General features: G+C 59.9%; 23 protein-coding genes and 1 tRNA gene. 12 read left to right on the top strand and 12 right to left on the bottom strand.

Translation table 11 applies throughout. The features are described 5' to 3' along the window. Positions 1-117: 117 nt before the first annotated feature. Positions 118-312, top strand: a complete 195-nt coding sequence (locus NL64_RS24355; RefSeq protein ID WP_034150617.1) for a hypothetical protein — start codon at positions 118-120, stop codon at positions 310-312. A gap of 15 nt (positions 313-327) precedes the next feature. Here the strand turns inward: NL64_RS24355 and NL64_RS24350 are convergent, their stop codons facing one another. Next, a complete protein-coding gene (locus NL64_RS24350) occupies positions 328-681 on the bottom strand; it encodes a DUF1428 domain-containing protein (RefSeq protein WP_034150616.1) in 354 nt (117 codons plus the stop codon). 16 nt (positions 682-697) lie between these two features. Next, positions 698-1765, bottom strand: a complete 1068-nt coding sequence (locus NL64_RS24345) for a hypothetical protein (protein ID WP_034150615.1) — start codon at positions 1763-1765, stop codon at positions 698-700. Positions 1766-2165: 400 nt separating this feature from the next. Here NL64_RS24345 and NL64_RS24340 point away from each other — a divergent pair, with 400 nt between their 5' ends. Beyond that, positions 2166-2426, top strand: coding sequence for a hypothetical protein (locus NL64_RS24340; RefSeq protein ID WP_034150614.1), 261 nt, complete (start codon positions 2166-2168; stop codon positions 2424-2426). A 68-nt stretch (positions 2427-2494) separates the two neighbouring features. On the opposite strand, the gene NL64_RS24335 is transcribed toward NL64_RS24340, so the two are convergent. Continuing rightward, positions 2495-3388, bottom strand: a complete 894-nt coding sequence (locus tag NL64_RS24335) for a LysR family transcriptional regulator (RefSeq protein ID WP_034150613.1) — start codon at positions 3386-3388, stop codon at positions 2495-2497. A gap of 133 nt (positions 3389-3521) precedes the next feature. Between NL64_RS24335 and NL64_RS24330 the strand changes: the two genes are divergently transcribed. Next, positions 3522-4934 (top strand): MFS transporter, encoded by a 1413-nt coding sequence (locus NL64_RS24330; protein WP_034150612.1) that lies wholly within the window; start codon positions 3522-3524, stop codon positions 4932-4934. Positions 4935-4964: 30 nt separating this feature from the next. Here NL64_RS24330 and NL64_RS24325 read toward each other — a convergent pair whose 3' ends face one another. The 4 genes from NL64_RS24325 to NL64_RS24310 form a co-directional block, all read right to left on the bottom strand. Beyond that, positions 4965-5426: a cupin domain-containing protein gene (locus tag NL64_RS24325; RefSeq protein WP_034150611.1), complete on the bottom strand. Its 462-nt coding sequence runs from the start codon at positions 5424-5426 to the stop codon at positions 4965-4967. 287 nt (positions 5427-5713) lie between these two features. Further along, positions 5714-5788, bottom strand: a tRNA-Gln gene (locus tag NL64_RS24320). A gap of 216 nt (positions 5789-6004) precedes the next feature. Then, positions 6005-8002: a peptidase U32 family protein gene (locus NL64_RS24315; protein WP_034150610.1), complete on the bottom strand. Its 1998-nt coding sequence runs from the start codon at positions 8000-8002 to the stop codon at positions 6005-6007. A 185-nt stretch (positions 8003-8187) separates the two neighbouring features. Then, complete coding sequence (locus NL64_RS24310; protein ID WP_034150609.1) at positions 8188-8568, bottom strand: RidA family protein; 381 nt, start codon at positions 8566-8568, stop codon at positions 8188-8190. Between the two features lie 285 nt (positions 8569-8853). Here NL64_RS24310 and NL64_RS24305 point away from each other — a divergent pair, with 285 nt between their 5' ends. Beyond that, positions 8854-9273 carry an organic hydroperoxide resistance protein gene (locus tag NL64_RS24305; RefSeq protein ID WP_034150608.1) on the top strand — a complete coding sequence of 140 codons (420 nt, stop codon included), beginning with the start codon at positions 8854-8856 and terminating at the stop codon, positions 9271-9273. A 381-nt stretch (positions 9274-9654) separates the two neighbouring features. Here NL64_RS24305 and NL64_RS24300 read toward each other — a convergent pair whose 3' ends face one another. Then, positions 9655-9891, bottom strand: a complete 237-nt coding sequence (locus tag NL64_RS24300) for a hypothetical protein (RefSeq protein WP_034150607.1) — start codon at positions 9889-9891, stop codon at positions 9655-9657. A gap of 181 nt (positions 9892-10072) precedes the next feature. Here NL64_RS24300 and NL64_RS24295 point away from each other — a divergent pair, with 181 nt between their 5' ends. From NL64_RS24295 to yghX, 6 genes are all read left to right on the top strand, one after another. Then, entirely contained in the window at positions 10073-11836 is a 1764-nt protein-coding gene (locus NL64_RS24295; RefSeq protein WP_034150606.1) for an L-lactate permease, read from the top strand. 322 nt (positions 11837-12158) lie between these two features. After that, positions 12159-13658 (top strand): glycolate oxidase subunit GlcD, encoded by a 1500-nt coding sequence (gene glcD / locus NL64_RS24290; RefSeq protein WP_034150605.1) that lies wholly within the window; start codon positions 12159-12161, stop codon positions 13656-13658. Next, on the top strand, positions 13658-14722 hold the full coding sequence (gene glcE, locus NL64_RS24285; RefSeq protein WP_034150604.1) for a glycolate oxidase subunit GlcE: 1065 nt from the start codon (positions 13658-13660) through the stop codon (positions 14720-14722). Before glcD ends, glcE begins: the two co-directional genes overlap by 1 nt. A 3-nt stretch (positions 14723-14725) precedes the next feature. Continuing rightward, complete coding sequence (glcF, locus tag NL64_RS24280; RefSeq protein WP_034150603.1) at positions 14726-15943, top strand: glycolate oxidase subunit GlcF; 1218 nt, start codon at positions 14726-14728, stop codon at positions 15941-15943. 21 nt (positions 15944-15964) lie between these two features. Beyond that, positions 15965-16363, top strand: coding sequence for a heme-binding protein (locus NL64_RS24275; protein WP_034150602.1), 399 nt, complete (start codon positions 15965-15967; stop codon positions 16361-16363). Between the two features lie 154 nt (positions 16364-16517). After that, the gene (gene yghX, locus NL64_RS24270; RefSeq protein ID WP_034150601.1) at positions 16518-17405 is read left to right on the top strand and encodes a YghX family hydrolase; all 888 of its coding nucleotides are present in this window, start codon (positions 16518-16520) and stop codon (positions 17403-17405) included. A gap of 143 nt (positions 17406-17548) precedes the next feature. On the opposite strand, the gene NL64_RS24265 is transcribed toward yghX, so the two are convergent. The 3 genes from NL64_RS24265 to NL64_RS24255 form a co-directional block, all read right to left on the bottom strand. Beyond that, positions 17549-18202: a peroxiredoxin gene (locus NL64_RS24265; RefSeq protein ID WP_034150600.1), complete on the bottom strand. Its 654-nt coding sequence runs from the start codon at positions 18200-18202 to the stop codon at positions 17549-17551. 153 nt (positions 18203-18355) lie between these two features. Then, positions 18356-19300, bottom strand: a complete 945-nt coding sequence (locus tag NL64_RS24260; protein ID WP_034150599.1) for an aldo/keto reductase — start codon at positions 19298-19300, stop codon at positions 18356-18358. Further along, the gene (locus tag NL64_RS24255; protein WP_034150598.1) at positions 19297-20574 is read right to left on the bottom strand and encodes an NTP/NDP exchange transporter; all 1278 of its coding nucleotides are present in this window, start codon (positions 20572-20574) and stop codon (positions 19297-19299) included. The genes NL64_RS24260 and NL64_RS24255 overlap by 4 nt, the downstream gene beginning before the upstream one ends. 51 nt (positions 20575-20625) lie before the next feature. On the opposite strand from NL64_RS24255, the gene NL64_RS24250 reads away from it, so the two are divergent. Both NL64_RS24250 and NL64_RS24245 read left to right on the top strand, forming a co-directional pair. Beyond that, a complete protein-coding gene (locus tag NL64_RS24250) occupies positions 20626-21435 on the top strand; it encodes an alpha/beta hydrolase (protein WP_034150597.1) in 810 nt (269 codons plus the stop codon). A gap of 260 nt (positions 21436-21695) precedes the next feature. Then, the gene (locus NL64_RS24245; protein WP_034150596.1) at positions 21696-22556 is read left to right on the top strand and encodes a CAP domain-containing protein; all 861 of its coding nucleotides are present in this window, start codon (positions 21696-21698) and stop codon (positions 22554-22556) included. 82 nt (positions 22557-22638) lie between these two features. On the opposite strand, the gene NL64_RS24240 is transcribed toward NL64_RS24245, so the two are convergent. Continuing rightward, on the bottom strand, positions 22639-22973 hold a 335-nt coding region (locus NL64_RS24240; RefSeq protein WP_034150595.1), incomplete at its 5' end, for a hypothetical protein.

Genomic DNA, 22973 nt, shown 5'->3' with positions numbered 1-22973 from the left:
CTGGGCTGCGCAGCGGCCCCACCATTTTGTGAGCGCTGCGTACTCAAGCGGGAGCAAGCTCCCTCGCCACAAGGTATGGCGTTATAGTTGAAGCAAGCGAATCAACCGGAGGGGACCATGCGACAAATCCTCAGCAAGGAACCATGGTGGGCCGCGCCGCCCAAACCCGGTCAGGATGAGTTCGAGCTGGAATGGGGCTGGCTGGTGCATTACAGCGAAGGCGAGCCGAGTTTCGAGTTCATTCTGGAGCGGCCGACTGACCTCGAAATCCGCAATCGCAAGAGTTGCAGGATCACCCCGGCGGCAGAATGACCCTGCGATATCAGTTCAAGCCTTCACGATCATTTCAAAACCGCCGAATATCATCCGTTGACCATCGAAAGGCATTGGGTTGACGTCGGGTTGTACCCTCGGGTCCGTCATCAGTTTCGCCATTCCGGCGTCACGGGTGGGCTTGTCCGGCCAGACGATCCAGGAAAACACCACGGTTTCGTCCTCCTTGAGTTTCACCGCCATGGGAAACGAGGTCACCTTGCCGTCAGGCACGTCGTCGCCCCAGCACTCGGCGAGGCTGAGCGCGCCGCTTTCTATGAAAATGGCGGCGGCCTCCTCGGCGTGCTTCTTGAATTTTTCGCGGTTGGCGGTGGGCACAGCAATGACAAAGCCATCAACATAAGACATGAGGGTTCTCCTTGGGTCATGGGCTGACCTGTTGATTAGTCGACTGGGTCGGGCTCCAATCGACAGATCCTTCATCCGAACCGACCGACGGCACGGCACTCTGCGCCAGGTTCCCTTCTATCTGCGCCGCCATGTACAAGGTGCCCGCCATCACACCGGTGGTCGGGTTCTGCACCAGCTTCGTCCAGGCCTTGTCGAACGTGTTGCCCAGGCTGCTGCGGATCAGCGCTTCGCTGTCCGGCCGGTCGTTGGCCTGAATGATCGCCCGAACCCCCGCCACGCCGACTGAAATCAACGCACCGGCCAGTTTTCCCGCAACCGCCGCCACCGCACTGGCCGCCCCGCGCGGGGCCATCTCGGCTTCCATCCGTTGACTGGCGCGCTTGGCCACCGGCGCCATGGCGGTGTCCGTCGAGCCAACGCCCTTGTCGCCACCCGCCTTGTGGACCTTGTCGACCAACGCGGCGTACGCCGGCAACGCGGTCAATTGCTCGGTGTGTACCACTTGGTAAAGCGAGGCATTCCTGGCAGCTGGCGGCCCAAGGGCAATCGCCGGGACCTTCTGGATGCGGCCGTTGAGTTGAGCCATTGGCACGCCATGACGCTGGGAAATCTTCTGCAAGTCTTCCTTGAGAATGTCCACGTAGAACGCCGCCGCCAGACTGAGGATCGCATCCGGATCAACCTCCAGCGCCGCCGGAGCCAGCACTTTCTCCTGATATTTCTCCAGCAAATAAGCGGCCAGTCGCTTTGCCGAAGCATCTTGCTCGTCTTTGTTACTACTGATGGAATACCAACTGACCTTCATCGACAGCCATTCCTGGGTCCAGTAACTGCTGAACCAGGGAATGAAATTCTCTTCGGTCAATTGATAGACCCGCGTGCGCCAGTAATCCATGGCCCCGCGCGCGTAGATTTTGGTCTGATCGGTGGCCGATTGCGACGCATCGATAATTTCCCGGTCGACTTGCTGCCAGGTGCTCGGGGCAATCATCACCTGCGGAACTTCCACAGGGGCACGCGGGGACGTGGCGCATCCCGCCAACACCACCAGCACGACGACGATCAGCGAACGCAGGTTCAAGATCGCGGTTTCCTGAATTCGGTTCCGGGCGGAATGTCCGGCTTCGAAAATGCCCTGATTTGAGTATAGGTGGCAGCATTTCTTGGTGTTGCTCAAGGCCTCATCGCGGGCAAGCCCGCTCCCACAAGTTTCGCAGTCAAATCGGTCCCTGTGGGAGCGGGCTTGCCCGCGATGAGGCCCTGGAAGACACCATCAAACCAGCCATCACTCCCATCGATATTCACCATCGTCACGAATGCCTTCCGCCCCGCAACCGTCAGCGTAGGATCACTTTCAACCCAACACGAAACCCTGAAACGGAGGGTCTAATCATGCTAATCCATCTCCTGACCTGCCTGGCCCTGACGGCCTTCACGTTGAGCGCATTTGCCTGGTTCGTCCTGTCCGAGGAGCGCACGTCATGATCCAGTCCGTCACCCTTTCCGTGAGCTTCCCGGAGTTCGGCACCAACTATTACTCGCAGTCATACGAGTCTCGAAAAGTGTTGACCCTGGTATTCGACGAAAAATTCGAAGACCTGCTGATTCCGGCAGCCGGCAATCACTTCAACAACGAAGTGATCGGGCTCAACGATCAGTTCCGCTTTCTCAATGACGTATTGGCCGAGCATTTGCTGGCGACTGAACTTGCCGCCGGCACCCGCCGGAATCAGTACTTCTGAGACCTGGAATCTACGATAGAGCTATTGCCTTCTTGTCGAACGACAGAAACGGAATAACCGGTTTGATGTTAAGAAGTAGCGCAAACATCCCTCAGGCAACCTCGCAACCATCGGTGCACTGGATCGGCATTCAGTCGGGGATGCCAGATCATCGCCACGGTAAATTCCGGCAGTGACAGCGGCAGTACAAAGCTGTGCATGCCGGATCGCAGGTTGGTGGTATGTCGCTCGGGCACCGTGGCAATCAGATCGCTCGTTCGTGCAAGCGACAGCGCGGTCGAGAATCCGGACACGACGGTTACGATCCGCCGCTCAAGCGCCAGCCCTTGCAATGCTTCATCAATCACCCCCTTGTCCAGGCCCCGGCGCGACACACTGATGTGAAGCCCCGCCGCATAGCGCGCAGGCGTGACGTCGCCAAGGCTCAACGGATGCCCCGGGCGCACCACGCCAATCAAACGGTCACGAAACAGACCTTGCGTATGCAACTCAGGGCTGGCGGCTTTGCCCACTACGCCGGTTTCCAGATCGACCGTCCCGTCACGCAACCCTGCGCTGTCCTTTTCCGGCTTATGGATGAAACGCAGCCGCACGCCCGGGGCCTCAGAAACAACGCGAGCGATCAGGCTCGAGCCAAAATTTTCGACGAAGCCCTCACGGGTACGCAGCGTGAAAGTGCGCACCACTTGTATGAGGTCAGGCTGCTCGGCCGGGCGCAGCACAGCCTCGACATCCTGCGTCAGTTGGCGGACCCGTTCGCGCAGTTCAAGTGCTCGCGGCGTCGGCACCAGACCGCGTCCGGCCCGGACCAGCAACGGATCGCCGGTGGTCTCACGCAACCGCGCCAACGCCCGGCTCATTGCCGAAGGGCTCAGGCCCAAGCGTTTTGCAGCACCCGCCACAGTGCCTTCAGCCAGCAACACATCAAGGGTGATCAACAAGTTGAAATCGGGATTCGACATGCAGTGCCCCGCGACGATATGACATGGCGTTTAACACACGTATTTAGTGCAACCGGTGCGTCTTCCGCCATGTTAGGCGTGAGTGTAATTTTCTGATAGCTCCAATCCGGAGCGGCCAGAAAAGAGCGATGCCATGACGTCCACAACAGCAGTCGTAGAGAGTCCGCAGCGGACGAGGTCGGTGCGATGGGCGCTGACCAGCCTGTCGCTGTCGATGCTGCTCTCATCGCTCGGTACCAGCATCGCCAATGTGGGCTTGCCGACGCTGGCGCTGGCGCTCGACGCTTCCTTTGCGCAGGTGCAATGGATCGTCCTGGCTTACTTGCTGGCCATCACCACACTGATCGTCAGCGTTGGCCGCCTCGGCGACCTGACGGGCCGTCGCCGACTACTATTGATTGGCATTGGATTGTTTACGCTGGCTTCAGCCCTGTGTGGCCTTGCGCCCAACCTCGGGATGCTGATTGGAGCCCGGGCGCTGCAAGGCCTTGGCGCGGCGATCATGATGGCACTGACCATGGCATTTGTCGGCGAAACGGTGCCAAAGGAAAAGACCGCCAGTGCCATGGGCCTGCTCGGCACGATGTCGGCCATCGGCACCGCGATGGGACCGTCGTTCGGTGGCCTGCTGATTGCCGGATTCGGTTGGCAGGCGATATTCCTGATCAACATCCCCTTGGGCCTGCTGACGTTGTACCTCGCCCATCGTTACCTGCCTGCCGATCATCAGAAACTGAAAACCGCCGGTTTCGATCCGCTGGGCACACTGGTGCTGACCCTGACACTCGCCGCTTATGCGCTGGCCATGACGCTCGGGCGCGGCCATTTCGGTGCGCTGAACATCAGCTTGCTGTTGGCCGCTGGCCTGGGCATTGGCCTATTTGTAAGGGTTGAAACGCGAGTGGCTGCACCGCTGATTCGAACGGCCATGTTCCGCGATGTGCGGCTCGGTTGCAGCCTGGCGATGAACCTGTTGGTGACCACGGTGATGATGGCAACGCTGGTGGTCGGGCCGTTCTATCTGTCGCAGGCGCTGGGATTGGAAGCCGTTTCGCTTGGCCTGGTGCTGTCGGTCGGTCCGCTGGTCGCCGCGTTGACTAGCGTACCCGCCGGGCGTTTGGCCGACCGCTTCGGCACGCAGCGCATGACGATCGCCGGGCTCGTCGCCCTCGTTTTCGGTTGCTTCACGCTATCAATGCTGCCGGAAACGCTGGGCGTCGGCGGCTACCTCGCGCCCATGGTGGTCATCACCCTGGGCTATGCCGTATTCCAGACTGCCAACAACGCCGCTGTCATGGCCGATGTTCAACCGGATCAACGGGGCCTGATTGCCGGGATGCTCGGCCTGTCGCGAAATCTCGGGTTGATCACCGGCGCATCCGCAATGGGCGCAGTGTTCGTCCTGACCTCGGCCGCAGTCGACATCAGCACCGCGCACCCGGAGGCGATTGCGATAGGAATGCGCACGACTTTCAGGGTCGCGCTGGGACTGATCGTCGTCGCCTGCTGCATTGCATGGGGTCTTCAACGCAAAAAGCCCGCCTGAACCAATGGGTGCAGGCAGGCTGGCGGGCACTTACTTTTCCAGCACCACCAACGGCGTGTCTTTCTTCACGATATAGGTCGCGAGTTCCGAGCCTTTGCCTTGACCAATATTCTTCGCCACATGCGCAGTACCAGCCGGGATGTACAACGAATCCCCGGCCTTGAGCGTTACCGGCGGTTGCCCTTCAAGTTGATATTCGAAGGTGCCGTCAATCACGTAGGCGACTTCGACGCCCGGATGGGAGTGTTTTGGCGACACCACGCCCGCATCGAAATCAACGCGAACCTGAATGACTTCACGCCCTTCAACGTCGAGGTCGCGACGTACCAGGTCGGTACGCTTGAGCCCTGTCTGCCAGCTTTTCGCCGGTGCTTGCCCAGCGTCGGCAGGCTTCGTTTCCTGGGCTTGTGAAAGGCCGGCGAAGGCCGTGAATGCCGTGGCGAGGGCGATGCCGAGCAGGCCAGCGACTTTACTTTTATTGTTTCGGGACATCGCAATTCTCCAATGAGCGCAGGGTAAAAAGCGCGGGGTGCCGTTGTGCGGCAACCTCATTAGACGGTCATCGTGTATCGCCTACGTGTCGACATGCCCATGCTTTTGTATGCGCAGGTAGTTTTTGGCACGAGGGATACGTTCAGATACACGACCAGCCACGACCCTCTCCCAGGAAAAACTGGCAGACACAAAAAACGCCAACCGGAGACCGGTTGGCGTTTTTGGTATTACGTTCATCCTCAACTCGCGACAGCTGCCGACCAAGTCAGGATGAGCATTGAATATGGCAGGGGCGGCTGGATTCGAACCAACGCATGGCAGGATCAAAACCTGCTGCCTTACCGCTTGGCGACGCCCCTGTATCTGCTAGAGCCCGTTTGAGCCGTTGCAAGAGTGGGCGGAAATTTAACAACTTTTATCGGGCATGGGAAGCCCCAATGAAAAATTAATTTGTTCTAAAACAGCCACTTACCATTAATCAAGATTCAGCACAATCTGCCTGGCGACTATTCTCCGCTCGATCCGCTGAAGTGCCTGGGCAAGCGCGACGCCATGACGTCGCGCTTGCCCGGTACTCAGTGAGGCGCGCGATGAATGGTTTTGAGCAGGTCTTCGGGGCTGATGTGGCCGACGACCTCCTGCACGCTGCCCGGTTGCGGCGAGTGGAGAATATGCCCTTTCATTTTGCCGATGATGTGCATCTCGCAGGGCTTGCAATCGAACTTCAGCGTCAACACTTCATCGCCGTGAATCAACTGCATCGGTGCAACCTTGGTGCGCACGCCAGTCACGCCTTTGGCCTGTTTCGGGCACAGGTTGAAGGAGAAACGCAGGCAATGCTTGGTGATCATCACCGGCACTTCGCCTGATTCTTCGTGAGCCTCGTAAGCCGCATCAATCAATTTGACGCCATGGCGATGGTAGAAGTCGCGAGCCTTCTGGTTGTAGACGTTGGCCAGGAACGACAGGTGCGACTCCGGGTACACCGGCGGCGGCGTGGTCTCGGCTTTACGGCTGCCGCGCGGATGGGCGGCGACCCGCGCCTCGGTCAAGGCTTCAATCACTTCACGGCGCAAGGCTTTGAGTTGCGAGTTCGGAATGAAGTACGCCTGCGGCGCGTCCAGCTTGATGTCGACAGCGTGGTACTGGGTAGTGCCCAGTTGGCCAAGCAGATCGTGCAATTGCTCCAGCGCCTGTTCCGGCTTGTTGGCTGCACCAAACGGGCCGTCCAGCGTGACGCTGGCACTGATGCCCTCTTCGCTGGTAGCGATCAGTTCCAGCTGTTCTTCACGCAAGCGAGCGACCCAATTCAGGGCAATACGGCGCTCGGAAGACGTCTTTTGCAACGCCTGTTGCCAGTTGTGATCGAGGTTGCGATTCAACGGATGGTTGGGACGCAGCTTGTACATGCCTTCCGGCATCTCGTTGGGCTCGACGCGATAGCGATAGCGTTTCTCGCCGTCCTCCTCGAACTCGCCTTTGGGTTCGGCGATGTTGGCGCGGAAACCCACCACTTCACGCTTGACCAGCACGTTGAGGCCGTCGCCGTTGGACAGCGGTTCGTGGGTCACGACCTGCATGTCACGCTTGGCGACTTTCTCGACCACGCCCACTGGCAAACCGGTGAAGGTCGGCGAGTCGAAGGCGCCGATATCAATCTTGCGGTCAGTGACGAAGTAATCGGTGCTGCCGCGGTGGAAGGTTTTTTCCGGGTCAGGCATGAAGAAATGCACGGTGCGGCCGCTGGAGGCGCGGGCAAGATCCGGGCGATCTTCGAGGACGTCGTCCAGGCGCTGGCGGTAATAGGCGGTGATGTTTTTCACATAGCCCATGTCCTTGTAGCGCCCTTCGATCTTGAACGATCGTACGCCCGCCTCGACCAACGCGCGGATGTTGGCGCTCTGGTTGTTGTCCTTCATCGACAGCAGGTGCTTTTCGTAAGCGATCACGCCACCCTTCTCGTCCTTGAGGGTGTACGGCAAACGGCAGGCCTGGGAGCAGTCGCCACGGTTGGCGCTGCGGCCGGTCTGCGCGTGGGAAATGTTGCACTGACCGGAAAACGCCACGCACAACGCGCCGTGGATGAAGAACTCGATCGCCGCATCGGTCTCGTCGGCAATGGCGCGGATCTCTTGCAGGTTCAGCTCGCGGGCCAGTACCAGTTGCGAGAAACCGGCCTGATCGAGGAACTTCGCCCGCGCCAGGGTGCGGATGTCGGTCTGGGTGCTGGCGTGCAGCTCGATCGGCGGGATGTCCAGTTCCATCACGCCGAGGTCCTGGACGATCAGCGCATCGACGCCGGCATCGTACAGTTGATGGATCAGCTTGCGGGCCGGCTCCAGCTCGTTGTCGTGCAAGATGGTGTTGATGGTGGTGAACACGCGGGCATGGTAGCGACGGGCGAATTCCACCAGTTGGGCGATGTCGCTCACCTCATTGCTGGCGTTGTGGCGCGCGCCGAAGCTCGGGCCACCGATGTACACGGCGTCAGCGCCATGCAGGATGGCCTCGCGGGCGATGGCTACGTCGCGGGCGGGGCTGAGCAATTCAAGGTGATGCTTGGGTAGGGACATGTTTTTTTAGTCTGGCTTGTCACGGTCAAGGTGCGCATTGTAGCGGCGAAACGCTTGACCGGCACCCGCAGGCTGCCCGATGGCTTGTTTGCCAGCCAGATAAGATCAAAAGATCGCAGCCTGCGGCAGCTCCTACAGGCAAACGCGAAGGCTGAGATCTTTTGATCTGCCGTTGCGAGCGGCTTTTAAGCCTTGGCCGCCATCGCAGTCACTTCAACGCGCATGCCTTCCACCGCCAGCGACGCCACACCGACGGCGGCGCGCACTGGCCACGGCTTGGCGAAGAAGCGCTTGTAGACCTCGTTGAAAGCGGCGCGGTCAGCCATGTCGGTGAGGTAGATGGTCAGGTGCAGAACCCGGTCCATCGAACTGCCCGCGCGCTCCAGTGCAACCTTTAGCGCCTGCAGGGTGCATTCACTTTGCTCGACGATGCCGCCCAGTTCCAGGCTACCGTCTGCGCGGGTCGGAATCTGCGTGCTGACCAGCAGCCCACCGAAACCGGCGACGTCAGAGGAAATGGAGTCCGCATCGGGATCAGGGAGAAAGGAGATGTCTTGGTTTGCCATGGGGATCTCTTGCTTGAGGTGAAAACGGGGATGGTGGGTAGTTTACAGACCCGTTGTCAGGCCGTCCCTGAATAAGCTCGAAAACCCGCAGCGCCATGATTGATCAGTGGACTGTGTCGCCTGGCAAAAACAGCACGTTTGTATCGATGTGTATTTACCGGCGCCGAATTTACACAGCGATACACAACCGTCCGGTCAGGACATATGCCAAGTACATAAAAATGAAAAAGTGCGCTCGTCGCGGTTCAGCTGACCGAATCGCCGAAAAATTTCTCAGGAGCGCACATGATCAATCAAATCGATACCGTGCTGTATACCGGCAAGACCGTCACCACTGGCGGCCGTCAAGGCGAGTCGCACAGCGACGATGGACGCCTGGACATCAAGCTTTCCCCGCCCGGCTCTTCCGGGAGCGGTACCAACCCCGAACAACTGCTGGGTGCCGGTTGGTCGGCCTGCTTCATTGGCGCCATGGGCAAGGCAGCCGTTGCCTTGAAAGTGACGTTGCCGACTGACGTTGCCGTCGCGACTGAAATCGATCTGGGCAAGAGCGAAAATGCCTTTTTCCTCCAGGCGCGCCTGAATGTCAGCCTGCCGGGACTCGACCCGGAGCTGGCCCGTGCGCTGGTGGACGCGGCTCACCAGACTTGTCCGTATTCCAAGGCGACTCGCGGCAATATCGACGTCACCATCAAACTGGTGTAACCGCGTCAGCCAGCCTGGCTGCCTTCAGACATGAAGAAGCCCGCACAAGGCGGGCTTCGGTTAATCAAGTAGGTGGCCAGTGCTGGTCTCTGGCTTACAAGGTTTATCAGGACTCCCACAGAACAGTTTTGTGCTGTCCTGCTTCACACGGCATAAGGGCTGGATCTCAGCGCGGAGATCTTTCTAACCGTGTACCCTTCGGAGCGCGCCCCACGCGTCCTCGCTATCCGCTTGCGCATCAGTCTGCGTTTTCACCTACACCTTCAGAGTAGCAAAGCACTCAGCGTGTGGTGTGGTGTTTTTAGACCGATTTCATCCTGCAAAAAGTGCGGCAGGACGGAAAAATGCTATTGCGGCAGGCTGCACTCAAAAAAGGCCGGTCTACAACGTTCTCTGGCTATTTCCAATGCCCTTGGCGATATCAATTCCCCAATCCATCGCTGCTTCCATGTCCAGCATGTGGGGCTTGGGATCAAGGTTCTCGTTAATGACCGAGCCATCAGGTCCGTATACGCCGATAAGCATCTTCAACGAACCGTCCTTTTGTATTTCAGCCTTGACCCTGATGCTGCATCCGTTAGACAGCGTCTCCTTGTGCTCTTCATGGCGCTCAGTCATTGCGGCATTCCTCCCATTGCTGGTTTTCCGACCCTATTGGCCATGCTAGCTCAGCCCAGCGAAACAGGGCGTATTCACGGGACCGAAGGCTCGGCCTGACAGCGGCGAAATGCCACCTATACTACAAGCCACCGCCCCCCCTGGGGTCTGCACGTCCAACAATAAAAAGCAGAGGTGGAACATGGTTTGGCAGCAAATCTACGATCCGTTCAATAACCCGGTGATATCTACCCTGATGGCCGCCGTGCCCGTGGTGGTGATGCTGGCGGCGCTGGCGTTCTTCCATGTCAAGGCGCACCTGGCGGCATTGATGGCCCTCGCGTCCGCGCTAGTGATCGCAATCTTCGCCTTCGGCATGCCCGCCAGTATGGCCGGTTCGGCGGCGTTGTACGGCGCCGCCAACGGTTTGCTGCCCATTGGCTGGATCGTCCTGAACATCATTTTCCTGCACCGCCTGACCACCGAGAACGGTTCGTTCAAAGTCCTCCAGGACTCGCTCGCGCGGATCACCGATGACCGACGCCTGCAATTGCTGCTGATTGCCTTCTGCTTCGGTGCTTTCTTCGAAGGGGCCGCCGGTTTCGGTACACCGGTGGCGGTGACCGGGGCGATTCTGATCGGCTTGGGCTTCTCACCGCTGGCCGCTTCGGGCCTGGCGTTGATTGCGAACACCGCGCCTGTGGCTTTCGGTGCCTTGGGTACGCCGATCATCACTTTAGCCAAGGTCACCGGTCTGGATGAGATGGAGCTGTCGATGATGGTCGGCCGGCAATTGCCGTTCTTTTCGGTAATCGTACCGTTCTGGCTGATCTGGGCCTTCGCCGGCTGGCGCAAGATGCTGGAAATCTGGCCGGCGATCCTGATTGCCGGCGTCAGTTTTGCCGTTCCGCAATTCATCGTTTCCAACTATCACGGGCCGATGCTGGTGGACGTGATTGCCGCGCTGATCTCCATGGCCTGCCTGACCGGTTTCCTCAAGGTGTGGAAACCGGCCTCCATACACACCTCCGCAGCGTTGTCCGGGCGGGTCGACAACTCGAAAATTGCCGAAGAACACGACGAAAAACCGGTCGCCAGCGCAGCGTTTGCCAGCGATGCCAAACCTGCGGTCATGCGCGCCTGGATGCCGTGGATCATCCTTACGGTATTCGTTTTTGCCTGGGGTACCCAAGGCTTCAAAAACATGTTCGATACCCGCCCGGCGATTGATCCAGCCACCAACTCGGCGAAACTGGACCCTCAGGGCAAGCCGATGCGCGAAGCCAACCCGATCTTCGCCCCGATCGTGACGTTCGGCACGATTCACCAGCAGATCGAGAAGGTTCCACCGGTGGTGCCTGCACCGAAAACCGAAGAAGCGATCTATAAATTCACCTGGTTCACCAGCACCGGCACCGGGATTCTGCTGTCGGCGATCCTCGGCGGGTTGCTGATGGGCTACTCCATCCCGCAACTCATTCATCAATACCTGCGAACGATCTGGGTTGTGCGTTACTCGCTGATCACCATCGTCGCCATGCTCGCGCTCGGATTCCTCACGCGATACTCGGGGCTGGACGCGACCATGGGCCTGGCGTTTGCAGCCACGGGGATTTTCTACCCCATGTTCGGCACCCTGCTCGGATGGCTCGGCGTGGCGTTGACCGGTTCGGACACCGCATCCAACGTGCTGTTCGGCGGCCTGCAAAAAGTCACCGCCGAGCAATTGGGGCTCAGCCCAGTGTTGATGGCCGCCGCCAACAGTTCCGGCGGGGTCATGGGCAAGATGGTCGATGCCCAGTCGATCGTGGTGGCGTCAACCGCGACTCGCTGGTACGGACACGAAGGGGAAATCCTGCGCTACGTGTTCTTCCACTCGATCATCCTGGCGATCCTGGTCGGTGGGCTGGTGACGTTGCAGGCGTACGTCGAGCCATTCAGTTCCATGGTGGTGGGCGGACATTGAATCGACAGCGTAGGTACATTGCCCTGTAAATCTTCTCCCCTCGCCCGGATGGCCTCCCCATTCGGGCTTTTTGTTAACTGTAGGAGCGAGCCTGCTCGCGATGGCGGTGATACATCATGGATCCATGTGACTGACCCACCGCGTTCGCGAGCAGGCTCGCTCCTACAGTGATTGGTCGGCGTGCCAGGCAAAATTAATTGAATAAAAATCTGCAACAATCGGACAAACAAGGCATAGACAGCAGCACGTTACAGGCCAATGATGAAAATCAGTGGTTTACGCAAACAGACCTCACAGAACAACAAACGAGGGTCGTGCGCCGATGAACATTCTCTACGATGAACGTGTTGACGGCGCCCTGCCTGAAGTCGACAAAAACGCGCTATTACAAGCCCTGAAAACGCAGATGCCGGAGCTGGAGATCCTGCACCAGCAGGAAGAACTCAAGCCGTACGAATGCGACGGACTCTCCGCGTATCGCACCACGCCCATGCTGGTGGTGCTGCCGCGGGACATTGAGGAAGTCCAGGGCGTGTTGCGGGTATGCCACGAGCGGCAGGTTTCGGTGGTCGCCCGGGGTGCCGGAACCGGTTTGTCAGGCGGTGCATTGCCCCTGGAAAAAGGCGTGTTGCTGGTCATGGCGCGCTTCAACCAGATTCTCCACATCGACCCCGCCGCCCGTACGGCACGGGTTCAACCGGGGGTGCGCAACCTGGCCATTTCCCAGGCTGCCGCCCAGTATGGCTTGTACTACGCGCCGGACCCGTCCTCGCAAATCGCCTGTTCCATCGGTGGCAATGTCGCGGAAAACGCCGGTGGCGTGCATTGCCTCAAGTACGGTCTGACTGTGCACAATGTGCTCAAGGTCGACATCCTCACCGTCGACGGCGAATACCTGAGCCTCGGCTCGAACGCCCTCGACTCGCCCGGCCTCGACTTGCTGGCGTTGTTTACCGGTTCTGAAGGCATGCTCGGCGTGATCACCGAGGTGACGGTCAAACTGCTGCCCAAACCACAATCCGCCAAGGTGTTGCTGGCGGCGTTCGATTCCGTTGAAAAAGCCGGGCGAGCGGTGGGTGACATCATTGCCGCCGGCATCATCCCCGGTGGCCTGGAGATGATGGACAACCTGGCAATCCGCGCCGCCGAAGACTTTATCCACGCTGGCTATCCGGTCGATGCCGAAGCCATTCTGCTCTGTGAACTCGATGGCGTTGAAGCCGATGTGCGAGAAGATTGCAACCGCGTACGCCAGGTGCTGGAACAGGCCGGTGCCACCGAAGTGCGCCAGGCCAGGGACGAGGCCGAGCGCGTGCGCTTCTGGGCCGGACGCAAGAATGCGTTCCCGGCAGTGGGTCGCCTGTCGCCGGACTATTACTGCATGGATGGCACCATTCCCCGGCGTGAGTTGCCCGGCGTGTTGCACGCCATCGCCGAGTTGTCGACCGAGTATGGCTTGCGGGTGGCCAACGTGTTCCACGCCGGTGACGGCAACATGCACCCGCTGATTCTGTTCGATGCCAACCAGCCGGGAGAGCTCGACCGCGCCGAAGCCTTGGGCGGCAAGATTCTCGAGTTGTGCGTGAAAGTCGGCGGGAGTATCACCGGTGAACACGGTGTGGGCCGCGAGAAGATCAATCAGATGTGCGCGCAATTCAACAGCGATGAGCTGACCCTGTTCCATGCGGTCAAAGCCGCGTTCGACCCGAGCGGTCTGCTCAACCCCGGCAAGAACATTCCGACACTGCACCGCTGCGCGGAGTTTGGCGCCATGCACGTTCATATGGGTCAGATGCCCTTCCCGGAACTGGAGCGTTTCTGATGAGCAACGAACAGGATTTCGATGACAGCAACGCGCTGCTGGAGCAGGTGAACCAGGCGTTGCAAAACGCCACGCCGCTGCGCATTCAGGGTTCCAACAGCAAAGCGTTCCTTGGACGCGTAACGGCGGGAGAAATACTCGACACGCGCGCCCACCGAGGCATCGTCAGTTATGACCCGACGGAACTGGTGATCACGGCACGTTGCGGCACACCGCTGGCCGAACTCGCGCAAGCGCTGGATGCCGCGCAACAGATGCTGCCGTGCGAGCCACCCTCCTTCGGTGACGCTGCCACCGTCGGCGGGATGATTGCCTGCGGGCTATCGGGACCGCGTCGCCCGTGGTCGGGATCGGTGCGCGATTTCGTCCTCGGAACGCGGGTCATTACAGGCCATGGCAAGCACCTGCGCTTCGGTGGCGAAGTCATGAAAAACGTCGCCGGCTACGACCTGTCGCGCCTGATGGCAGGCAGTTACGGCACACTCGGGCTGATCACCGAAGTCTCACTCAAGGTCCTGCCCAAACCCCGGCAATCCTTGAGCATCAGCCTGGACATGGACAGCGACCGCGCCTTGGCGCACCTGGCGCAATGGGGCCAGCAACCGTTGCCGATCAGCGCTGCGTGTCACGACGGTCAGCGCCTGCACTTGCGGCTTGAGGGCGGCGAAGGTTCGGTTGCAGCGGCCCATGACCGCTTGGGCGGTGAGCTGCTGGACGCTTCGTACTGGGCCGATCTCAACGAACAACGCCTGAGTTTCTTCGATGAGGACCAACCCCTTTGGCGACTATCCTTGCCAAACAACACACCCAAGCTGTCGTTGCCCGGCAGGCAACTGATCGACTGGGGTGGCGCCCAACGCTGGCTCAAGTCCGATGCCGAGGCCGGGTTCATCCGCCAAGTGGTCGATGAGGTCGGCGGCCATGTGACTTGCTACAGCCATGGCTTGATTGACAGCCCGTTCCAACCATTGCCGGCTGCCTTAATGCGCTACCACCAGAACCTCAAACAGCAACTCGACCCACGGGGCATCTTCAACCCCGGTCGCCTGTACGCGGAGCTTTGAGCCATGCAAACCACGTTGAGCGAACAAGCCCGCCAACTACCCCGCGCCGAAGAAGCCGAGCGCATCTTGCGTACCTGCGTGCACTGCGGTTTTTGCAATGCCACCTGCCCGACGTATCAATTGCTCGGCGATGAACTGGATGGCCCGCGAGGGCGCATCTATTTGATCAAACAGGTGTTGGAAGGCAACGAGGTCACGCAAAAAACCCAACAACACTTGGATCGCTGCCTGTCGTGTCGCAACTGCGAAACCACCTGCCCTTCCGGCGTCGACTACCACAACCTGCTGGACATCGGCCGGGCGGTGGTGGATGCGGCGGTACCGCGCCCGATCGGCCAGCGCTTGTTGCGCGAGGGATTGCGCGCCGTGGTTCCCCGCCCAGACCTGTTCAAAAGCCTGGTGGGCAGCGGCCAGATGTTCCGGGCGTTGCTGCCCGAGATGCTGCAAAGCAAGTTGCCGCGCAGCGTGCCGCAGGCCAGAGCGCGCCCCACCAACCAACATGTCCGACACGTATTGATGCTGGAAGGTTGCGTGCAACCGAGCCTGTCGCCCAATACCAACGTCGCGGCTGCACGGGTGCTGGATCGACTCGGGATCAGCGTCACCCCGGCCCGCGAGGCCGGTTGTTGCGGTGCCGTGGATTATCACCTGGACGCTCAGGCCGCCGGCCTCGATCGCGCGCGCCACAACATCGACGCCTGGTGGCCCGGCATTGAACAAGGCGCCGAGGCCATCGTGCAAACCGCCAGCGGCTGCGGCGCTTTCATCAAGGACTACGGTCATCTGCTCAGCAGCGATCCGGCTTATGCCGAGAAAGCCAAAACCGTCAGTGCACTGGCCAAGGACCTGGTGGAAGTGTTGCGTAACGAACCGCTGGAGCGACTCGGGATACACAATGCCCAACGCCTTGCCTTCCATTGCCCGTGCACGTTGCAGCATGCGCAAAAACTCGGTGGCGCGGTTGAAACGCTGCTGGAGCGCCTTGGCTTCAACCTCACGTTCGTGCCTGATGGCCACTTGTGCTGCGGCTCGGCGGGCACTTACTCGCTGACCCAGCCCGAGTTGGCCCGCCAACTGCGCGACAACAAGATGAATGCCTTGGAAAGCGGTTATCCCGAAGTCATTGTCACCGCCAATATCGGCTGTCAGTCGCACCTTGACGGGGCTGGCCGGACACCTGTGCGGCACTGGATCGAACTGGTCGACGCCGCGTCGCACTAAACCAGCCCTGGAGAGTTCCTCATGAAAAGCAAAGCCATCCTGAGCCAGACCGAAGTCGGACAAATCCTTGCCGCTGCTCGCACCGAAGCGCAGAACAACCAGTGGGCGGTGACCATTGTGGTAGTGGATGACGGTGGCCACCCGCTGGCCCTCGAACGTCTTGACGGCGCTGCGCCCATCAGCGCGTACATCGCCACGGAAAAGGCCCGGACATCGGCCCTGGGCCGGCGCGAATCCAAGGGTTATGAAGACATGGTCAACGGCGGGCGCCATGCTTTTTTGTCGGCGCCATTGCTGACGTCCCTGGAAGGTGGCGTACCGATCATTGTCGACGGCCAGGTGATTGGCGCGGTTGGCGTGTCCGGGGTCAAGGCCGAGCAGGATGCGCAAGTCGCGAAAGCGGGTGCGGATTCACTGTAGGAGCTGCCGAAGGCTGCGATCTTTTGGCGGTATCAAAGTGATCAACCCATTAAGCCGGATCAAGATCAACAGATCGCAGCCTTCGGCAGCTCCTACAATGGCAATGTGTATCCCACAGGTATTGCGTTAAACCAGTCACAGAGGAAACGCACAGATGACCCGTCTCACTGCGAAAGACTTTGCCCCGGAACTGCTGGAACTCTACGACTACTACGCCCACGGCCTGATCAACCGGCGCGAATTTCTCGATCGTGCGGCGTTGTTCACCCTCGGTGGTTTGACGGCCAGTGCGCTGCTGGCGTCCTTGAGCCCGAATTACGCACTCGCCGAGCAAGTCGAATTCACTGACCCGGACATCATCGCCGAGTACATCACCTACCCTTCACCCAAGGGCCACGGGCAGGTTCGTGCCTATCTGGTGCGCCCGGCGAAAGTCACCGGCAAGGTCCCGGGTGTGGTGGTCGTGCATGAAAACCGCGGGCTTAATCCCTACATCGAGGACGTTGCCCGGCGTGTGGCCAAGGCCGGTTTTATTGCTCTTGCCCCGGATGGCCTGACCTCGGTCGGCGGCTATCCCGGCAACGACGAAAAGGGTCGAGAGCTGCAGGCAAAGGTCGATCCCGAAAAGCTCATGAATGACTTTTTCGCCGCCATCGAATGGCTGATTAAACATGACGCCGGAAGCGGCAAAGTCGGTATCACCGGGTTCTGCTACGGCGGTGGCGTCACCAATGCGGCGGCGGTGGCCTATCCGGAACTGGGTGCGGCGGTGTCCTTCTACGGTCGGCAGCCCGAGAGCAAAGACGTCGCCCGGATCAAGGCGCCGGTAATGCTGCACTACGGCGAACTGGATACGCGCATCAACGAAGGCTGGCCTGCCTATGAGAAGGCGCTGAAAGCCGACGGCAAGACCTATGAGGCGTTCATTTATCCTGGCGCCAATCATGGTTTTCACAACGATTCGACGCCGCGTTATGACGAAGCGGCGGCGAAGCTGGCGTGGGATCGGACGTTGGGGTGGTTTCGCAAGTATTTGGTTTGATCGATAGTCAACCGGCCAGCAGGGCTGGCCTCATCGCGAGCAGGCTCGCTCTCACAGGTTTTGAGTCGTGATTGAATTTTGGTATCGACTCAGTCACCTGTGGGAGCTAGCCTGCTGGCGATGGCGGACTAAAGGCTAACGCCTCACTTCGGTTGCGCCACCGTGCGCAGATACGGTTTGAGCGTCTTGAAGCCATCCGGATATTTCTTCTTCGCATCCTCGTCAGATACTGAGGTCGGGATGATCACGTCTTCCCCCGGACGCCAGTTCACCGGGGTCGCCACGGTGTGTTTGGCATTGAGTTGCAGCGAATCCAGCAGGCGCAGCACTTCATCGAAATTGCGCCCGGCACTCATCGGGTAAATCAACATGGCCTTGACCTTCTTGTCCGGGCCGACAATGAACACCGAACGCACGGTGGCGTTGTCGACGGCGGTGCGTGAGCCACCGCTGGCATTCGGGTGGATCATGTCGTAGAGCTTGGCCACCACCAGGTCTTCATCACCAATCAGCGGATAGTTGACGGCGGTACCCTGGGTTTCCTCGATGTCACCGACCCACTTGTTGTGATCACTGACCGGGTCGATGCTCAGCCCCAAGACCTTGGTGTTGCGCTTGTCGAATTCCGGTTTGAGTTTGGCCAGGTAACCCAGTTCTGTGGTGCAGACCGGTGTGAAATCCTTCGGATGGGAAAACAGGATGGCCCAGCCGTTGCCAATCCATTCGTGGAAGTTGAGCTTGCCTTCAGTGGTTTCAGCGGTGAAATCCGGTGCTTCGTCGCCAATACGGATAGACATTATCGATCTCCTTGCTGTGATGGACAGGGACGCCGTCAGGGTGCCGACTGCGGCTCCAGCGGCATGAGATTCTGTTGACGCGACTCAGTATAGGAGAGGTTCCATGACCCGCCGGAAACCGGGACATGCACTGTGTAATCCCTTGTTTCAACGTTATTCAACTAATGCTATCAACTGATGACGGTGGGCATCGGTGAGCATCGGGCCGAAACCGGCGCCTGCGTTTTCCGTCATGTAACGCGGGTTTCCGGTACCGGGAATCACGCAGGTTACCGCTGTATTTGACAGCAAGAATTTGAGTGCCAGTTGTGGCCAGCTCTTGGCCCCGACCTCCGCAGCCCAGCCCGGCAAAGGTTTGCCTTTGAGCCGGCCAATCAGGCCGCCACCACCGAAGGGCCGATTGCAGATCACCGCCACGCCCTTCTCGCGGCACAGCGGCAGGATGCGTTTCTCGACGGCGCGATCGTCCAGGGCATAGTTGATTTGCAGAAAATCCAGCGGCTCGGCTTTCAGCACGGCCTCCACTTCTTCGTAGGCCGACGAGGTGTAGTGGGTGATGCCGATGTAGCGAATGCGCCCTGCTTCCTTCCAATGCCGCAAGGTCGGCAGATGGATTTGCCAGTCCAGCAGATTGTGAATCTGCATCAGGTCGATGCGGTCGGTTTGCAACAGCTTGAACGACTGCTCCATTTGCGCGATGCCTTCCTCACGGCCACGGGTCCAGACTTTGGTGGCCAGGAACGCCGGCGAACGCGGCTCGTGGATCGACAGCAGTTCGCCCGTGGTCTGTTCAGCCCGACCGTACATCGGTGAGCTGTCGACCACCGTCCCGCCCTTTTCGAACAACGCATGCAGTACCGCGGGCAGCTCTCTGTAGGCAGGATCCGAAGGCGCCACATCAAAACCGCGATAGGTGCCCAACCCGACAATGGGCAGTAGCTCTTTGCTGGATGGAATGGCGCGGGTCTGCATGGTCTTGCCTCCTGTTTCGGTCGTATGCGTGGATTGCGCCCCGGCCGGACCGAACGTGAAGACCGCCGAAACACCGGCAGCCAGCGTGAGTATTTTCCTGCGGGTGTAACCGTCAGGATCGCTCATTTCATCTCCCTCTCCCGACGATCAGCTTCGGCACGTTGCGCCTGCTGCCTGGCCAGCCACAGGCACAACCCGCCCCACAAACCGGCGAACGGCACGATAACCACTGCCACCAGGCCGAACCCCGCGCCCAGCGCCGTCAAACCAGCGGACAACCAGCCACTGGCGGCATCTCCGCCGCGATAGACCAGGGTTTCGATGACATTCTTGGCCTTGTACTTCTCCTCGCGGCTGACCACGGTCCACAACACCTCCCGCGCCGGCCGTACGATGGCAAACTCGACGGCGCGACGTAGCCCCTGAGCCAGCGCCACCGTCGTCGGAACGGGGGCCAATGCCATGGCGACGAAGGCCGCGATCGTCGCCAACGGCAACGCTGCCAGCGCCCCGCCAATCCCGACCAGACGGATCAACGGCGCCGTCAGCAACAGCTGGAAGGTCAAGGTCAGGGCCGACACGATCAAGTCGACGATGGCGAAGAATTGCGTCCTGCTGCCTACATCAGCGTAGCTGCCAGCCACAATTCGTCCTTGCTCGAAATACAACAAGGTCGCCGCGCTGGTGTGCAACAGCATGAAGAGGACTAGCCCCAACAGGTACGGCGAGTGCAGGATCAGGGTGATTCCGCCGAGTATGCTGCCGCTCATGCGCCGTTCGTCGAGTAACGGATTGCCGGACTGTGATTGCGTCCTGGATAACAAGGCTCGATAGCAACGCACGGCGACTTCCAGTAACACCGCCGCCGCGACGGTCAAGGCCAGCGGGCCCAGACGAGTGGCCATGGTGGCCGCCAGCAGCGGCCCGATAAACGTGCCGAACGTGCCGCCCGCCGCAATGCAGCCAAACAAGCGCCGCCCTTGCTCGCTGGAAAAGCGGTCGACCAGCACGCTCCAGAAAATCGAGACGATGAACAAGTTGTAGATGCTGATCCAGACGAAAAACACCCGACCGACCATTACCGGTGCGGCCTGATTGGCGATTAGCAGGCCAAACACCAGCATCGACACGGCGATCACCCGGTAGATCAACGGCACGAACCGCGTGGCTGGCAGGCGCGAGGCCAACGCACCGAACACCGGAACCATCAGCAGCATCACCACAAACGTGGCGGTGAACAGCCACTGCAACTTGTCCGCGCCGCCTTCAAGACCCAGGGCGTCGCGCAACGGTCGCACCAGGTAATAACTGGCCAGTACACAGAAATGGAAAGCGAAACCCAGCAACAGGGCCGCCCTCTCAGTCGGCCGTACATCGAGCCATTGAGGCATGTTGGGCATCGTTGCCCTCCTTTACCGCCAGCTACACTCTGACAGCACCCGGAGCCGTCAATGCCGCCCACTAACGTTAGCCGAATGTCTCGTACCCTGGTGTTACTCGTCGTCATCCCCGCAGTGGTCTACCTGGCGCTATGCGCTGCACTGTTCGTGTTTCAGCGCGCGCTCATCTACTTCCCGCAACCCCGCGCCATCGACAGCGCTGAAACGTTGCTTGCGCTGCCGGTTGACGACGCTCAGGTGCTGGTGTCCGTCAGACCATACGATGGCCCGAAAGCGCTGATCTATTTTGGCGGAAATGCCGAGGACGTTTCGCGCAGCCTGCCGTCGTTCGCAGAGGCGTTCCCCGACCATGCCCTGTTTTTGCTGCATTACCGGGGTTACGGCGGCAGCACCGGCTCCCCTTCCGAGGAAGCAATTGCCCGCGATGCCATGACTCTGTTCGACAAGGTCTACACCGATCATCCGCAAATTGCCGTGGTCGGGCGCAGCCTGGGTTCCGGAGTCGCCGTTCGCCTGGCCAGTTACCGCCCGGCGGCGAAATTGCTGCTGATCACGCCGTACAACAGCCTTGAGGAACTCGCGGCCCGGCAGTTTCGCTGGTTTCCGGTGAAGTGGTTATTGAAGGACAAATTCGAATCCTGGCGCTATGCCGAACACATCACGGTGCCGACGCGCCTGATCGCCGCCGAGCATGACGAAGTGATTCCCGGGTCAAGCACCCGGCGGCTCTACAGCCATTTCGCCAAGGGCGTGGCGACGCTGCAGGTGATTCCCGGCACGGGGCACAATTCGATCAGTGACAGCCCTGAATACCTCAAGGCATTGGGGGATGGGTTGATTGCGAACGACCCTGACCTGTAGGAGCTGCCGCAGGCTGCGATCTTTCAATTTTGATTTTTTCAAGATCAGGATCAAAAGATCGCAGCCTGCGGCAGCTCCTACAGTTGCGGTTTATGTATCAAGGTCAATTTGACTGCGATCGTTGATCGTACTGATTGCGACTGAACAGCCTGCCAGCAAATATACCCTTCTCTCCCGCGAACCTTGTCTCAAGGCGCCAGTCTTAGATCGGCGCCAATTCCTCCCTCAATCGTCGTCATCTCATCAGAGCTGTCCGCCCCATGCGCCAAACCGCCCTCGCCTTGCGCTTCACTTCGCTGTGCCTGTTCACTTTGCTTCCCCTGATTGCCAGCCCCGCCCACGCCAGTGCGGAACGGCAACTGGTGGAAGCGATCAATGATTACCGTGCCCATCCGCAACGCTGCGAGCGGCGTCCTGCCCAGCGCTTGCCTCCACTGGCGTTGAATTCGAACCTGGCCTTGCCGATCGGCTACGGTGGCGGTTTGCGTGATCGGTTAAAAGCAAACGGCTACCAAGCCGTGACCGTGCGGACAATCCGAGTGGTGGGTGCGCAGGACGCCGAAGAGGCGTTCGATCAGATACAAAGCGACCATTGCGCGGCGCTGCTGGACAGCCAGTACGCCGACATTGGCGTCAGTCGCAGCCGTGGTGAGTGGCAAGTGGTGCTGGCGCGGCCGGTGCTCGACAGGCAAATGAGTGACACCCGATCCGTTAGCAAGGATTTGCTCGCTCAAGTCAACGCCGCCCGTTCCAAGCCACGGCTCTGCGGTCGCCAGCGCTTTGCCGCCGCCCGACCATTGGCGTGGAATGCCAGCCTCGGAGCTGCGGCGCAAGGGCACAGCAAAGCGATGGCCTACGGCAATTACTTCGCGCATCAGGACCCCGACGGTGACATGCCTGCCGACCGGGCGAGAGCCGCCGGCTTCCGCGGCCGGCAAATCGGCGAAAACATCGCCGCCGGCCAAGGCTCGCCGAGCAAGGCAATGGCGGGATGGCTCGCCAGCCCAGGGCATTGCGCGAATTTGATGAACCCGATGTTCACTCAAGTGGGCGCTGGCTACGCGACGGACGCGCGCAGTGATGAAGGGGTTTACTGGACGATGTTGTTCGGCGCGAAGTAAGGGGAATGCAGGATACGGCTTGCTGACGAAAGCGCCCATAAAATCGCCATCGCCGGCAAGCCAGGCTCCCACAGGTTTTGCGTCAACCCAAATCCCGAAAACATCCCCAATCCGTAGGAGCCGGCTTGCTGGCGATGGTGCCCATAAAATCGCCATCGCCGGCAAGCCAGGCTCCCACAGGTTTTGCGTCAACCCAAATCCCGAACACACCCACGACCTGTAGGAGCCGGCTTGCTGGCGATGGCGCCATTAAAATCGCCATCGCCGGCAAGCCGGGCTCCCACAGGTTTTGCGTCAACCCAAATCCCGAAAACATCCCCCAATCCGTAGGAGCCGGCTTGCTGGCGATGGCGCCCATGAAATCGCCATCGCCGGCAAGCCAGGCTCCTACAGGTTTTGCGTCAGCCCAAATCCCGA

It is taken from the genome of Pseudomonas fluorescens (assembly GCF_000802965.1).
GTDB classification, from domain to species: domain Bacteria; phylum Pseudomonadota; class Gammaproteobacteria; order Pseudomonadales; family Pseudomonadaceae; genus Aquipseudomonas; species Aquipseudomonas fluorescens_A.
This window is presented reverse-complemented; position numbering and strand designations above follow the sequence as displayed.

Excerpts from the sequence above, each read along its gene's own strand:
- NL64_RS24305 (WP_034150608.1), top strand. The coding sequence starts at position 8,854 with ATGATCAATCAAATCGATACCGTGCTGTATACCGGCAAGACCGTCACC.
- glcE (WP_034150604.1), top strand. The coding sequence starts at position 13,658 with ATGAGCAACGAACAGGATTTCGATGACAGCAACGCGCTGCTGGAGCAG.
- NL64_RS24310 (WP_034150609.1), bottom strand. The coding sequence starts at position 8,568 with ATGGCAAACCAAGACATCTCCTTTCTCCCTGATCCCGATGCGGACTCC.
- NL64_RS24255 (WP_034150598.1), bottom strand. The coding sequence starts at position 20,574 with ATGCCCAACATGCCTCAATGGCTCGATGTACGGCCGACTGAGAGGGCG.
- yghX (WP_034150601.1), top strand. The coding sequence starts at position 16,518 with ATGACCCGTCTCACTGCGAAAGACTTTGCCCCGGAACTGCTGGAACTC.
- NL64_RS24260 (WP_034150599.1), bottom strand. The coding sequence starts at position 19,300 with ATGAGCGATCCTGACGGTTACACCCGCAGGAAAATACTCACGCTGGCT.
- NL64_RS24340 (WP_034150614.1), top strand. The coding sequence starts at position 2,166 with ATGATCCAGTCCGTCACCCTTTCCGTGAGCTTCCCGGAGTTCGGCACC.
- NL64_RS24265 (WP_034150600.1), bottom strand. The coding sequence starts at position 18,202 with ATGTCTATCCGTATTGGCGACGAAGCACCGGATTTCACCGCTGAAACC.
- NL64_RS24325 (WP_034150611.1), bottom strand. The coding sequence starts at position 5,426 with ATGTCCCGAAACAATAAAAGTAAAGTCGCTGGCCTGCTCGGCATCGCC.
- NL64_RS24335 (WP_034150613.1), bottom strand. The coding sequence starts at position 3,388 with ATGTCGAATCCCGATTTCAACTTGTTGATCACCCTTGATGTGTTGCTG.
- NL64_RS24250 (WP_034150597.1), top strand. The coding sequence starts at position 20,626 with ATGCCGCCCACTAACGTTAGCCGAATGTCTCGTACCCTGGTGTTACTC.
- NL64_RS24315 (WP_034150610.1), bottom strand. The coding sequence starts at position 8,002 with ATGTCCCTACCCAAGCATCACCTTGAATTGCTCAGCCCCGCCCGCGAC.
- glcF (WP_034150603.1), top strand. The coding sequence starts at position 14,726 with ATGCAAACCACGTTGAGCGAACAAGCCCGCCAACTACCCCGCGCCGAA.
- NL64_RS24355 (WP_034150617.1), top strand. The coding sequence starts at position 118 with ATGCGACAAATCCTCAGCAAGGAACCATGGTGGGCCGCGCCGCCCAAA.
- NL64_RS24245 (WP_034150596.1), top strand. The coding sequence starts at position 21,696 with ATGCGCCAAACCGCCCTCGCCTTGCGCTTCACTTCGCTGTGCCTGTTC.
- NL64_RS24300 (WP_034150607.1), bottom strand. The coding sequence starts at position 9,891 with ATGACTGAGCGCCATGAAGAGCACAAGGAGACGCTGTCTAACGGATGC.
- glcD (WP_034150605.1), top strand. The coding sequence starts at position 12,159 with ATGAACATTCTCTACGATGAACGTGTTGACGGCGCCCTGCCTGAAGTC.
- NL64_RS24350 (WP_034150616.1), bottom strand. The coding sequence starts at position 681 with ATGTCTTATGTTGATGGCTTTGTCATTGCTGTGCCCACCGCCAACCGC.
- NL64_RS24275 (WP_034150602.1), top strand. The coding sequence starts at position 15,965 with ATGAAAAGCAAAGCCATCCTGAGCCAGACCGAAGTCGGACAAATCCTT.
- NL64_RS24295 (WP_034150606.1), top strand. The coding sequence starts at position 10,073 with ATGGTTTGGCAGCAAATCTACGATCCGTTCAATAACCCGGTGATATCT.
- NL64_RS24330 (WP_034150612.1), top strand. The coding sequence starts at position 3,522 with ATGACGTCCACAACAGCAGTCGTAGAGAGTCCGCAGCGGACGAGGTCG.